This window comes from Couchioplanes caeruleus, from assembly GCF_023499255.1.
Taxonomy (GTDB): domain Bacteria; phylum Actinomycetota; class Actinomycetes; order Mycobacteriales; family Micromonosporaceae; genus Actinoplanes; species Actinoplanes caeruleus_A.
The window spans coordinates 4,039,946-4,053,750 of record NZ_CP092183.1; the positions used below are offsets into that span (position 1 = coordinate 4,039,946).

9 protein-coding genes are annotated in these 13,805 nt (G+C 73.9%); 4 read left to right on the forward strand and 5 right to left on the reverse strand.

The window, feature by feature from the left end; all coding sequences use genetic code 11:
* Positions 1-28: 28 nt before the first annotated feature.
* The 4 genes from COUCH_RS18635 to COUCH_RS18650 all read left to right on the forward strand — a co-directional run bounded on the left by COUCH_RS18635 (position 29) and on the right by COUCH_RS18650 (position 4,822).
* Positions 29-712, forward strand: coding sequence for a response regulator (locus COUCH_RS18635; protein ID WP_249613361.1), 684 nt, complete (start codon positions 29-31; stop codon positions 710-712).
* 88 nt (positions 713-800) lie between these two features.
* Positions 801-2,162, forward strand: coding sequence for a glycoside hydrolase family 6 protein (locus COUCH_RS18640; protein WP_249613362.1), 1,362 nt, complete (start codon positions 801-803; stop codon positions 2,160-2,162).
* Positions 2,156-3,283 (forward strand): cellulose-binding domain-containing protein, encoded by a 1,128-nt coding sequence (locus COUCH_RS18645; protein WP_249613363.1) that lies wholly within the window; start codon positions 2,156-2,158, stop codon positions 3,281-3,283. The genes COUCH_RS18640 and COUCH_RS18645 overlap by 7 nt, the downstream gene beginning before the upstream one ends.
* Before the next feature lie 90 nt (positions 3,284-3,373).
* Positions 3,374-4,822, forward strand: a complete 1,449-nt coding sequence (locus tag COUCH_RS18650) for an ATP-binding protein (protein WP_249613364.1) — start codon at positions 3,374-3,376, stop codon at positions 4,820-4,822.
* On the opposite strand, the gene COUCH_RS18655 is transcribed toward COUCH_RS18650, so the two are convergent.
* Genes COUCH_RS18655 through COUCH_RS18675 form a run of 5 tightly spaced genes read right to left on the reverse strand, consistent with a single transcriptional unit; the run spans position 4,770 to position 13,488 of the window.
* Entirely contained in the window at positions 4,770-6,017 is a 1,248-nt protein-coding gene (locus tag COUCH_RS18655) for an MFS transporter (protein ID WP_249613365.1), read from the reverse strand. The two genes, COUCH_RS18650 and COUCH_RS18655, sit on opposite strands and share 53 nt — an antisense overlap.
* 9 nt (positions 6,018-6,026) lie before the next feature.
* Positions 6,027-8,390, reverse strand: coding sequence for a putative bifunctional diguanylate cyclase/phosphodiesterase (locus tag COUCH_RS18660; RefSeq protein WP_346015996.1), 2,364 nt, complete (start codon positions 8,388-8,390; stop codon positions 6,027-6,029).
* 58 nt (positions 8,391-8,448) lie between these two features.
* Positions 8,449-10,077, reverse strand: coding sequence for an isovaleryl-CoA dehydrogenase (locus tag COUCH_RS18665; protein ID WP_249613366.1), 1,629 nt, complete (start codon positions 10,075-10,077; stop codon positions 8,449-8,451).
* Positions 10,074-10,766, reverse strand: a complete 693-nt coding sequence (locus COUCH_RS18670) for an alpha/beta hydrolase (protein WP_249613367.1) — start codon at positions 10,764-10,766, stop codon at positions 10,074-10,076. The genes COUCH_RS18665 and COUCH_RS18670 overlap by 4 nt, the downstream gene beginning before the upstream one ends.
* A 40-nt stretch (positions 10,767-10,806) precedes the next feature.
* Positions 10,807-13,488, reverse strand: coding sequence for an Ig-like domain-containing protein (locus tag COUCH_RS18675; protein ID WP_249613368.1), 2,682 nt, complete (start codon positions 13,486-13,488; stop codon positions 10,807-10,809).
* Between the last annotated feature and the right edge of the window lie 317 nt (positions 13,489-13,805).

Here is a 13,805-nt window from a genome sequence, read left to right on the forward strand (position 1 = left end):
GGACGGGTATGCCGATGGAAGGCTCAGCGTGACGATCCGGGTGCTGCTCGCGGATGATCAGGCGCTGATCCGGGCGGGCTTCAAGATGATCATTGATTCGGAGCCGGGGTTCCAGGTCGTCGCCGAGGCGGTGGACGGGCGCGAGGCGGTCGATCTGGCCCGGACGGCCCGCGCCGACGTCGTGCTGATGGACATCCGGATGCCGCGGATGGACGGGCTGGAGGCCACCCGCCGGATCGGCGCGGACGACAATCTCGCCGGGGTGCGGGTGCTGGTGCTGACCACGTTCGAGAACGACGACAACGTGGTGCTGGCCCTGCAGGCGGGCGCGAGCGGGTTCCTGGGCAAGAGCGTGGAGCCGGAGGATCTGCTGCACGCGATCCGGGTGGTGGCCGGCGGGGAGGCGCTGCTGTCGCCGAAGGCCACGCGGGGCCTGGTCAGCCGGTTTCTGACCACCCTGCGGCCGGAGCCGGGCGGCTCGTCGCCGGCGCTGGATCTGCTCACCGAGCGGGAGCGGGAGATCCTGGTGCTGGTCGCGCACGGGCTGTCCAACGACGACATCGCCGAGCGGCTGCACCTGTCGCCGCTGACCGCGAAGACCCACGTGAACCGGGCGATGACCAAGCTCAACGCGCGGGACCGGGCCCAGCTGGTGGTGCTGGCGTACCAGAACGGGCTGGTCCGGCAGGGGGATGCGCTGCCGGAAGGCTGACGCTTGAAGTTCCGGGGGTGTTACACCTACGGTGGTCGATATATGGGAGCGCTCCCACGCCCCCGTCCCCGTCCCCTGGAGTAGCCCGATGCGTCTTCGCCTGCTCGCGGCCGCCGCCCTGGTCGCCGGCGCCGCCCTGGTGTGGCCCGGCACCGCCTCGGCCGCCGAGTCCCCGTTCTACGTCGATCCGCAGTCCAGCTCCGCCCGCTGGGTGGCGGCCAACCCCTCCGATTCGCGTACGGCGGTGATCCGGGACCGCATCGCGAGCGTGCCGCAGGCCCGCTGGTTCACCCAGAACAATCCCGGCACGGTCGCCTCGGAGGTCGATGCGTTCGTCGGCGCCGCGGCGGCGGCCGGCAAGACGCCGATCATGGTGGTCTACAACATCCCCAACCGCGACTGCAGCGGCGCCAGCTCCGGCGGGCTGCCGAACCACGCCGCGTACCGGCAGTGGGTGGACCAGGTGGCCGCCGGGCTCAAGGGCCGGGCCGCCTCGATCATCCTCGAGCCCGACGTGCTGTCGCTGATGACGAGCTGCCTCTCCAGCGCCCAGCAGGACGAGGTGTACGCCTCCATGGCGTACGCCGGCAAGAAGCTCAAGGCCGGCTCCGCCGCGGCGAAGGTCTACTTCGACGCGGGACACTCGGCGTGGCTGTCGCCCGCCGAGATGGCCGCCCGGCTGAACCGCGCCGACATCGCCAACAGCGCCGACGGCATCTCCGTGAACGTCTCCAACTACCGGACGAACGCCGAGTCGATTCCGTACATCAGAAACGTCATCGCGGCGACCGGGGTGAGCCGGCTCAAGGGCGTCATCGACACGAGCCGCAACGGCAACGGCCCCGCGGGCAGCGAGTGGTGCGACCCGGCCGGGCGTGCCATCGGGATCCCGAGCACCACCGCGGTGAGCGACCCGATCCTGGACGCGTACCTGTGGATCAAGCTGCCCGGCGAGGCGGACGGCTGCCTCGCCGCGGCCGGCCAGTTCGTGCCGCAGCGGGCGTACGACCTGGCGATCGCCGCGGGCGCGACGGACCCGCCGACCACGCCGCCCACCACGCCGCCGACGACTCCGCCGACGACTCCGCCGACGACTCCTCCGACCACGCCGCCCACGACGCCTCCGACGACCCCGCCGGCGGGTGGGTGCTCGGTCGCGTACACGGCGAACGCCTGGTCGACCGGCTTCACCGCGGACGTACGGATCACCAACAACGGCCCGGCGCTCAGCTCGTGGACGCTGACCTTCACGGTGCCCGCGACGGTGTCGGTGAGCAACGGCTGGAACGGGACCTGGTCGCAGTCCGGGACCACGGTCACCGTGCGCAACGCGTCGTACAACGGCACCCTCGCCACCGGAGCCACCACCAGCACCGGCTTCCAGGCGAGCTTCACCGGGTCCACGCCGGCGAACGCCACCGGCTTCGCCCTGAACGGCACGCCGTGCTGACCCGGCTCGCGGCCGCGGTCGCCCTCGGTGCGGCGGTGCTGGTCGTGCCCTCGATGGCCTCCGCGGCGAGCGCGTGCGACGTCACGTACACGGTGAACCAGTGGAGCACCGGGTTCACCGCCGACGTGAAGGTCACCAACCGGTCGGCGGCGGTCAGCCCGTGGTCGCTGACCTGGACCTTCCCCGGCGACCAGCGGGTCACCTCGGGCTGGAGCGCCACGGTCACCCAGTCCGGCAGCGCGGTCACGGCAGCGGCGCCGAGCTGGGCCCCGTCGCTCGGTACGGGCGCCTCGGTGTCGTTCGGCTTCCAGGGGACGTACTCGGGCACCAACACGGCGCCCGCGTCGTTCTCGCTCAACGGCGTGCGCTGCGGCGAGGACACCACCACGCCGCCCACCACCCCGCCGCCGCCGTCGGATCCGCCGCCGACCGACCCGCCGCCGACCACCCCGCCGCCGGGCACGCCGTCGGGCACCGAGGGCTTCGAGGGCTCCACGGCGAACTGGACCACGACGTACCCGGACTGCTCGGGCGCCGGCAAGGCCACATTCGACGGCTCGGTGGCGCACAGCGGGAACAAGTCGCTGCGCATCGACGGCGCGGCCGGCTACTGCAACCACGTGTTCGTCCGCAACACGTCGCTGCTGCCGTCCGGAAACGTCTGGTTCGTGCGCTACTGGGTGCGGCACACCACGGCACTGCCGGCCTCGCACATCACCACCGTCGCGATGCAGGACACCGCCGACGGCAACCGTGACCTGCGCTTCGGCGGCCAGAACGGGGCGCTGCAGTGGAACCGGGCGTCCGACGACGCCACGTTGCCCGAGCAGAGCCCGGCCGGCGTCGCGCAGTCGGCCCCGCTGCCGACGGGGACCTGGAACTGCGTGGAGTTCAAGGTCAACGGTTCGGACGGCACCATGCAGACCTGGCTCAACGGCACCTCCGTGCCCGGGCTGCTGGAGGACGGCGTACCGACCCACGACGTCGACGGGCAGTGGCTCAACAAGACGTACCGGCCCCGCCTGGCCGACCTGAAACTGGGCTGGGAGAGCTACGGCGAGGGCTCCGACACCCTCTGGTACGACGACGTGGCCGCGTCGGCCGGCCGCATCGGCTGCTGACCGTACGGGTTCGCGAGGCCCGCTCCCGATCGCGGGAGCGGGCCCCGCTGCGTCCGGCGTGTCACTCTTGGTACCGGAGAGGGGGCCGCCATGACCGAGTCCTTCCAGTACGCCGGAGCCACCGTCGAGATCGTCGACGCCGGCACCATCCTCGCCGCCGCCCGGGTCAACCCGGTCGAGCTGCTGCGCCGGGCCACGTTCCCGTCGCCGGTGCGGCGCGCCGAGCTGACCGTCTCCAGCGCCGACACGCCCGAGGGGCCGATGCACGTGTTCGCCGCGGAGATCGGCACCACGGTCAACGACCTGCCGCACAAGGAGCGCATCCGCGCCGTCGTGCTCGGCAACGACCCGGTGGGGACGCTGCTGGCGAAGCGGATCGCGGCCGGCGACCCGATCGCCACGCGCATCGTCGACGGTGTGGGGACCGCGGCCGTGGCGGCGTACAGGAAACTCGGCCTGGACAAGCCCGTCACGTCCGGCGAACCGGAGACCGGTTACCTCGCCGACGCCGCCGGTGGCCTGCAGGCCACCATGACCCACGACCCGGCCGCCGGCGTGCTGCGCCTGCGGGCCGAGGTCCCGCGCGACGACGTGCAGCCCGAGCACCTGGCCGCCATGGTGCGGCTGGTGCTGCAGGCGGTCGTCGAGCTGCTGCCGCCGTCGAGCGAGCCGCTGACCGGCCGCCGGTACGTGGTCAGCCGCGAGACCATCCCGCGGGTCGCCACCACCACCCAGGAGGTCACGCTCGACCAGGTGGGCGGGCTCGCGCCCGTGGTCGCGGAGCTGCGCCAGATCGCGGTGTCGTTCCGCCACCCCGAGGCGATGGCCCGGTGGGGCGCGCGCCGGCCGCAGGGCATCCTCATGTACGGCCCGCCCGGCACCGGCAAGACCATGCTGTCGCGCGCGCTGGCCAACGAGATCGGCGCCGACTTCCGCGAGATCCGTACGCCCGAGATCCTCGACAAGTGGCTGGGCGGCTCGGAGCGCAACATCAAGCAGGTGTTCCGCGACGCCCGCCGCTACCGGGTGCCGACGCTCATCCTCTTCGACGAGTTCGACTCGATCATCAGCTACGCGGGCTCCGGCGGCGACGCGGCCAGCCAGGCGATCAACGCGGTGGCCGGCATCTTCAAGCAGGAGATGAACGACCTCATCGAGGCCAACCCGAACGTGATCGTGGTGGCCACGACGAACTTCCCGCACCGCGTCGACGACTCGCTGATCCGCTCCGGCCGCTTCGACGTGAAGCTGTCCATCCCGAAGCCGGACGACGCGAGCCGCACGGAGATCTTCCGCAAGATGATCGCCCAGCTCGCGGCGGCCCACGAGGAGCCGGGCTTCACGATGTTCGCCGACGGGCTGGACATGGCCGAGCTGGGCCGGCTCAGCCACGGGATGACCGGCGCGGACATCAAGGAGGTGCTGCGCCGGGTGCAGCTGACCAAGGCCATGCAGGACGCCCGGACCGGCGGCATGGTGGAGCCGATCAGCCAGCAGGACCTGCGGGAGAGCGTCGCGGAGCTGCTGGGACAGCACTGACGGGGACCGGCCGCCAGGGCAGCAGCGCGGCGCCGGCGGCCAGGCCCACCGTGATGACCAGCAGCGCGGCGCGCACGCTCGTGGCGGCGGCGAGCAGGCCGCCCCCGGTGATGCACACCGGCTGGGCGACCCGGTTGCTGATCGACCAGGCGGCGAGCACGCGCGACACGTGCCGGTCCGCGACCGCGGTCAGCCGCCACGCCGCGAACGCCGGGTTGAACAGCCCCGCCAAGCCGGTGGTGAGCAGCTCTCCGGCCGTGATCAGAACCAGCCCGGCGGTGCCGGCCGGAGCGAACGGCACCAGCGCCAGCGGCAGCGTCTTCGCCACGCCCGCGACCAGCAGCACCCGCCGGCGGCCCCGCCGGCGGACGAGCGGTCGCGCGGCCAGCGACCCGGCCAGCCCGCCGAGGCAGGAGACGCCGAAGACGAGGCCGTACGCCCACGCGGCGAAGCCGAGCTCGCGCAGCATCAGCACGGTGATCAGCGGCAGCGTGGCCATCACGCCACCGTTGAAGATCAGCGAGTTGGCGTACAGGGCGCGCAGCTCCGGGTGACCGAGGATGTACCGCCAGCCCGCGGTGATCGCGGCCCAGCGGTCCGGCGCCGGCGACCGCTCGGGCGGCGCCGGCTCGGGGGAGCGCAGGCTGCGCACGCCCACGGCCGACAGCAGGAACGACACCGCGTCCGCCGCCATCGTCGCGGTCGGCCCGAGCCACCCGACCAGCGCGCCACCCAGCGGCGGCCCCACCGTGTTGACGGTCCAGAACGTCGCCTCGAAGCGGCCGGTCGCGGTGGTGAGCCCGGCGGCGGGAACCAGCCCCTTGAGGTGCGCGCCGCTCGCCGCCTGGAACGCGATGACGCCCACCGACTGGGCCACAGCGACGAGGCAGAGCTGCGCGTACGTCAGCACGCCGGCGGCCGCCGCGACGGGCACGCTCGCCAGCGCCGCACCGCGGACCAGGTCGGCGCCCGCCATGACGGGCCGCTTCGGACGGAACTCGATCCACGGGCCGAGCGGGAGCGCGAGCGCCGCCCCGGCCAGCCCGCCCAGCGCCGCGAGCAGCGACACCTGCAGCACGCTCGCGTGCAGGACCAGCGTGGCGATCAGCGGCAGGGCGCCGAGGCTCAGGGCCGTGCCCAGCTCGCTCACCGCGTACGCCGACCAGAGGCGGCGGAAGTCGGGCCCCAGAGTCACGGGGAGACCCTAGCGGTGGCCTCCGACAAAGCCGGGGACCAGGAACTGCGGCTCGGCGGACGGGCGCCCGAAGTGGTAGCCCTGCGCGAGCCGGTACCCGAGACGGTACAGCTCGGCGGCCTGCTCCGCGGTCTCCACGCCCTCGGCCACCGCGGTCAGCCCCAGGCCCGCGCTGACCTGGATGAGCGCGGTGGCGATGACCGCGTGCCGGCCGGCCATGGTGATCCCGTCGACGAACGACTTGTCCACCTTGAGCACGTCCACCGGTACGGTCTGCAGCAGCCCGAGCGACGAGTGCCCGGTGCCGAAGTCGTCCAGGGCGATGCGGACGCCGAGGTCGTGCAGGTCCTGGACGGCCTGCACCGCCTGCCCGCCGCCGAAGACCGCGGTCTCGGTGACCTCGACGGTGAGGCGGGCGGCGCTCAGCCCGGTCTCCTCGAGCACATTGGCCACCATCCGGGCGAGGCCCGGCTCGCCGAGCTGCCGTGCCGACACGTTGACGCTGATCCGCTCGGGGGCGAGGTCGCCGTACTGGGCCCGCCACGCCACGGCCTGGGCGCAGGCGGTCCGCAGGATCCACTCGCCGAGCTCGACGATCAGGCCGTTGCGCTCGGCCGCCGGGATGAACCGCTCCGGCGGCACCAGCCCGCGTTCCGGGTGCTCCCAGCGGACCAGGGACTCGACGGCGACCGTACGGCCCGTCGGCAGCTCGACGATCGGCTGGTAGACCACGCGGAACTGCCCCGAGTCCAGGGCGTGCCGCAGCTCCGCCCCGAGCATCGCCTGCTCGTCGGAGCGCCGGTCCAGCGCCGGCGTGTAGCGGCGGTGGCCGTCCCGGGCGGACTTGGCCGCGTACATGGCGACGTCGGCGCGGCGCAGCACCTCGTACGGGTCGGTGGTGCCCGCGCCGTCGGCGACGCCGATGCTGGCGCCGACGAGCAGCTCGTGGTCGCCCGCGTCGATGGGCCGGCGCAGCGTGTCCGCGAGCCGCCCCACGATCGCGTCGGCCTCGGCGTCGCCGGCGTCGGGCATGAGGATCGCGAACTCGTCGCCGCCCATGCGGGCGACCAGGATGTCGCCGCGCAGCACGCTGCGCAGCCGCCCGGCCAGCACTTCCAGCAGCCGGTCGCCGACGCCGTGGCCGAAGCGGTCGTTCACGCCCTTGAAGTCGTCGAGGTCGAGCAGCGCCACCTGGGTCGGCCCGGCGGCGAGGGCGGCGCGGACGCCGTTCTCGAAACGCCGCCGGTTCGCCAGCCCGGTGAGCTCGTCGGCCATCGCCAGGTCCTCGAGCTGGTCGGCCTGGTGCTGGACCTGCGCGACGAAGCCGGACATGCGCGCGACGACGAGCAGGAACAGCATGGCCGCGCCGGCGGCGATGGTGAGCCGGTCCACGCCGTCGCCGCCGATGCCGGGCAGGAACAGCAGGGCGGGGGCCACCAGCGAGCAGACCGCGAGCAGTGCGAGCCGGGCGCGGGTGACCCGCCCGTCGCCGGAGTGTTCGGCGACCGTACCGGCCAGGCGCATCGAGGGGTGCAGCGCGGAGGCGCCCCAGAAGACGTACGACAGCAACCAGCCGGCGTCCAGCTCCCGGCCGTCGGAGTCGGAGTAGAGCGACACCAGCGAGTACGCGATGTCCGCGCAGAGCAGCAGCAGGGCCGCGGCGCCGAGCAGCCGGATGCTGGTGGAGCGGCGGCCCGTGCCGGTGTAGAAGCGCGCCATCATCGCGATCAGCAACGCGTCGCCGGCCGGGTACGCCACCCCGATGACCCGTTCCACCGTCGAGGCGGTGGAGTCGGCCGCGATCGGGTGCATGACGAACACCCAGAAGATCAGGCCCACACCGATGGCGACAATCGCGGCGTCGACCAGGGCCGCGACGTTGCGCCCCGGCACGCCGCGGCGGCGCATCAGCAGGTACATCCCGACGACGAACAGCGGGTACGCGCTGAGGTAGAAGATGTCGGCGGCCGACGGGTAGGGCTCCTGGTGGAGCACGTACTGGTAGTACTCCCAGATGAGGTCGCCGACGACCCAGGTGACCTGACCCGCGGCGAACCAGTACCACATCGCGGGGCGGGCCGGGCGGTGCAGCCGGACGCCGACGACGATCAGCAGGCTGGACCCCAGCCCGATGAGGTTGTAGACGATGTTGGACGCCAGGCTCGCGTCGGGCAGCAGGTAGTAGCCGGCCGTGGCGAGGATCCCCGCCACCAGCCACCACCACCAGTACCGGTCGCGCTGCACGTCTTGCCATCGGCCGTCCGGCGGGCCAGTTGAGCCGTCGGGACGCCCGGGAGACCCTGGCCACAGCGGCGGGTACGGGGTGCGGACCGCCGACGCGTCCGCGGCCACTGTGCCGGTGCTCACACCCACGGGGTTGATCGTGCCCCAGCCGTACCCCGGCCGGTCACCCGGGCGGGGTGACCGTGGATCAGGCCGGCAGGGCGCGCTCGACCAGGGCGGTGGTGTCGGCGGCGGCCGGCAGCGTGCCGAACGTGTGTCCCCAGTCGCCGCCGAGCCGGGTCGCGCAGAACGCGTCCGCGACCGCCGCCGGGGCGTGCCGCACGAGCAACGCGCCCTGCAGCACGACGGCCATCCGCTCCACCACCCGGCGGGCCTGCGCCTCCAGGTCGTCGCCGGACAGCCGCGCGGCCAGCTCCGCCGCGGCCGCGTCGAGGTGCCGGTCCGCGCCCGCCGCCGCGGCCACCTCCGCCCGGAACGCCTCCAGGGCGGCCGGCTCGCGGCGCAGCGCCCGCAGCACGTCGAGGGCCTGCACGTTGCCGGAGCCCTCCCAGATCGAGTTCAGCGGGGCGTCGCGGTACAGGCGCGGCAGCCCGGAGTCCTCGACGTAGCCGTTGCCGCCCAGGCACTCCAGCGCCTCACCCACCACCGCGGGCTGGCGTTTGCACACCCAGAACTTGCCCACCGCGATCGCCAGGCGCCCGAACGCGCGCTCGGCCGCGTCGCCGCGTACGCCTCGATCGACGGCCCCGGCCAGCCGCAGGGCCAGCGCGGTCGCGGCCTCGGTCTCCACCGCCAGGTCCGCCAGGACGTTGCGCATCAGCGGTTTCGTGATCAGCGGGCCGCCGAAGGCGCAGCGGTGCCGGGCGTGGTGCACGGCCTGCACCAGCGCGGCGCGCATCCCGGACGCCGACCCGGTCACGCAGTCGAGGCGGGTCATCGCGACCATGTCGATGATCGTGCGCACGCCGTGGCCCTCGTCGCCGACCCGCCACGCCACGGTCCCGTCGAACTCCGGCTCGCTGCTGGCGTTGCTGCGGTTGCCGAGCTTGTCCTTGAGCCGCTGGATGCGGAACGTGTTGCGGGTGCCGTCGGGCAGCACGCGCGGCACGAGGAAACAGGTGAGGCCGTCCGGCGCCTGCGCGAGCACCAGGAACAGGTCGCACATCGGCGCGCTGGTGAACCACTTGTGGCCGCGCAGCCGGTAGGTGCCGTCAGCGTCCGGGGTGGCGGTGGTGGAGTTGGCGCGCACGTCGGAGCCGCCCTGCTTCTCCGTCATGCCCATGCCGGCGAGCAGCCCCCGCTTGGTCTGCGGCGTGCGCAGCCCCGGATCGTAGACGCGGCTGGTCAGCAGCGGCTCGTACGCGGCCGCGAGATCCGCGTCGTGGCGCAGCGCGGGCACCACGGCGTACGTCATCGACACCGGGCAGATGTGCCCCGCCTCGACCTGGCTCCACGTGTACAGGGCGGCGGCCCGCGCCACGTGCGCGCCCGGACGTGGATCGGCCCACGCCGCGCCGGCCAGCCCCTCGCTCACCGCCACGTCCATCAGCCGGTGCCACGACGGGTGGAACTCGACCTCGTCGGTGCGGTGGCCGTACCGGTCGTGGGTGAGCAGCCGGGGCTCGTGGCGGTTGGCCTCGTCGGCCCAGCGCTGCGGCTCCGGCTGCCCGCCCAGCTTGCCGAGCCGGTGCAGGTCGTCGGCGGCCCAGCCGGCGCCCTCGCGGTCGACGGCGTCCAGCAGGGCGGCATCGGCGGCGATGTCGTGCCCGGTCAGCGGCGGCGGCTGGTTCACGACCTCATGGGTGGACGCGCTCACGCGACCAATCTAGCCCCGAGCCGCCCGATGGCCGCGGCCACGGCGTCGGGGTCGACGACCTGGTGCAGATGGGCGCCGGGGACGACCTCGACCGGCCACCCGCGGGCGGCGGCGTCCGCGGCGTCCGCGGCGTACGGCTCACTGAACTGCACGTACGCGCACGGGCGCCGGTCCCACCCGGCCGGCGTGGGCAGGCGCTGCTCGTAGTACGCCAGCGGGAGCCGGGGCTGCTCGTCCTCGATGAGCTCGCGGGTCGCGGCGTCGGCGAACATCGGCGCGACGTCGGCCTCGTCGAACCAGTGCGTCCACGGCGGCAGCCGGCCGTCCCCGCCGACCCGCTCCCGCAGGAACGCGAGGCCGTCGGCGTCGGCCACCGGGCTCGGCCCGTCCCGCGCGGGCAGCGACGCGTCCACGAACACCACGGCTGCGACCGGCCTCGGCGCGCCCGCGACGATCGCCGGCAGGAACAGCCCCGCGTTGCTGTGCGGTACCAGCACGACCGGGGCGTCCGCAGGCGCCTCAGCGATCGCCGCGCCGACGAGCTCGGCCGCCGCCGGCCAGAACGGCGGTCCGGCGTCCGCGACGCCGGTCAGCGACGGTACGAGCGAGCCGGGCAGCCGGTCCGCGACGGCGGTCCACGTCGACGGGCCCACCGAGGGGCTGTGCACGAGTACGAAGACGGCATCCACGGTCCGACCCTGCCGGACCGGGCGCGGCCCGGCAAGAGCGTCACACCCGGGGCCTCAGCAGGGTGATGCGGGAGGCGCCCAGCTCGGTCACGTACAGGTTGCCGGTGGCGGTGTCCTCGGTGACGTCGAGCGGCTGGCTGAAGCCGGTGAACCCGGTGATGCCGGTGGTCCGGTTGCTCAGCCGGCCGTCGGGCGCCACGTCGAAGGTCTCGATGTCCTGGCCGGAGGAGTAGCGCACGACCAGGAGCTTGCCGTCGAGCGCGCCGCCGCGGTACTCGATCGCGCCGTCCGCCGAGGCGTGCAGGCCCGCGTCGTACGTGCCGGCGAGGTCGAAGTCCGGGTCCGGGGCGGTGCCGTCCGGGTACGCGGCGACCTCGAACGGGTCCGTGCCGGTCGTGGGGTTGCCGCCGGCCAGCACCCACTCGCAGCGCAGCGGGTCGGGGTGGCCGTAGTAGCGCCCCGGCCGCACGTCGAACACGTAGTCCGTCTCGGCCGCCGGTACGCCGGTCAGCCCCGCAACCGCCGGCCCGGTGTAGCCGCGGCGCGCGCACGAGGCCGGCAGCGTGGCCGGGGTGGCGGGGGTGTTCCCGCCCGCCGCCGAGCCGTTCGTGGGGGCGTACAGGTGGCCGTTGCGGTGCCAGACCAGGTCGTAGGCGTTGCGGACCCCGGTGGCGTGGATCGTCAGCGGCGCCCCGGGCGCGTACGGGTCGTACGTGCCGCCCCCGTCCGCGGTCCGCACGTCCAGCGGCGCCGAGCCCAGCCGGGTGGTGTCCAGGCGCAGCACCGCCGCGCTCAGCAGCCGCTCCGGCCGGTCTCCCCACGTCGAGTCGGCCGCGCCCATCGCGTTGTTGGCGCCCTGGGAGGCGTACAGGGCGCCGTCCGGGCCGAAGGCCAGCGAGTTGGTCTCGTGGTCCTTCACCGACCGCGGCAGCCCGACGACCATCGGCGTGTACGTGCCCAGGTTCGTCCCGCTCAGCCGCCCGATCCGCCCGGACCAGTCGGGCACGTCGAGCGGGCCCACGTACTGGTAGTTGTCGGTGACCCACAGCGCGCCGGACGGGTCGAACGCCATGCCGATGACCGTGCGGGCCGGTGCGCCGGGCAGCCCGAGCGCGGCGGCGTTGTCGCGGACGGCGGTGATCACCGTGGCCGTGCCCAGGGTGCCGTCGGCGTTGATCGGGAAGCGGAGGATGCGGCCGTCGAGGGTGCCCGCGTACAGCCGCCCGTCGGGGCCCTTGACCACCGTCGTGAAGGACGCGCCGGTCGCGACGCCGGTTACCTTGTCGAAGGCGGCCGGTCCGCCGGTCCCGCCGCCGGAGCCGGTGGTGAAGACGATCGAGTACGGCTGGAACGCGCGCCCGGTCACGTCGTGCACCCCGGACGTCAGGGTGAACCGGTACGCGGTGTTCGCCGCCAGCGGCGAGGTGGGGGACAGGTTGACCACGTCCCCGCCGCCACTGGTGATCACGTGTGCCGGTACGGCGGCCCCGTCGGAGACCCGGGTGAGCGTCACCGTGGAGCTGGTGAGCGTGGCCTGGTCGACGCCGCCGCCGGGAAGCACGAGGTCCTCCACGACGCTGGTGGTGGGCGGGACGCCGGTCGCGCCGTTCGCCGGGGTGCTCGTGCGGACGGCGGGCGCCGCGGGGCCCGGGACGCTCGCGATGTCGGCGTGGTCGAGCTTGGTGTTGGTGCCCCCGGCGGCGCTGAGCGTGAGCCGCCCGTCGGTGACCGTGACCGTACGGGTCACCGTCGCGTGCTTGACCGAGGCGGTCGGCACGAACGCCGCCACCGCGTTCTGGTCCTCGATGCTCAGCCAGTGGCTGCTGTTCACGGCGGTACCGGCGTCACCTACCGCGACCGTGACCGTGTACGCGCCCGGAGGCACCGCGACCTCCCACGAACCCGGTGTGGTGACGCCCGCCGAGCCGCTGGGCAGTTGCATGTGGACGAACGTCGCGAGCCGCACGTCGGGCTCGGCCGCCGCGGGGTTCCGGTTGCGCCCGTTGCCGGCCAGGCTCAGCGGCGTCGACGTGCCGGGCCGGACCCAGCCGTACCCGCGCGTGTCGGCGTACGCCTCGCCCGAGTCGCGGAGGTAGCCCGAGGGTGGCGCGGTCGCGGCGTCGGAGAAGTTGACCTTCAGCGCGGCCGGGCTGATCTCGAGGTAGTCGAGCTTGGTGTTGCTGCCGCCGATCGCGTCCACGGTCAGCCGGCCGTCGCTCACCGGCACGGTCACCGTCGCCGTGCGGTACTCCGCGGCCGCCGTCGAGACGAAGCCGGCGATCGCGGTGACGCCCTCCACGCGTACGGTGTGTGAGCTGTCGTACGCCGGCTGGTCACCGACCGCGACCGTGACCTGGTAGATGCCGGCCGGCAGCGCGTACTCCCAGGCGCCCGGGGCGGGCACGCCGTTGCTGCCGCCGGTGTCGCCGTACTGCATGTGGATCATCGTGTTCAGCCGCGGGTCGATGCCGGCCCGCGCCCGGTCGCGGGTGTTGCGGGTCAGGTCGAGCGGCGTCTGCGTACCCTGCGCCACCCACCCGGACCCGCGCGCCGGGTCGTACGCCTGCCCGGTGTCGGCGACGTACCCGGCCGGGACCGCGGAGCCGGCCGGCTGGAAGTTCACCCTCGCCACGGGCGGCCCGGCGGCCTGCGCGGGCGCCGCGGCCACGAACGGCGCGGCGAGGACGGTCACGGCCACGATCCACAGACGACGGTTCCCCATCGGGCCATGCGAGCACGCGGGCGGCGCGGCCCGGCTGTCGGAAAGTGGCGAGGGCCGTCCGGCCAGGTCAGTGCCGTGGTCGTTTCGTCATTTCCGGGGCGATCAGCGGGAACGGGTCAGCCGCCGAAAGCGGGAATCAGCGGTGGCGGCGGGGCGATCGCGGACAAATTCCGGCCGTGCGCACGGCGCGTGCCGGGGCATCGGTGAAGGATCGCGGTGGTGGTCTACGACGCGCGCGGACGGCCCAGGGCGACGACTGTGGGCGGCGCCCGGACGCCACGGTTCGTTTCGTAGGTGTTGACAGTGTGTGACCTGCG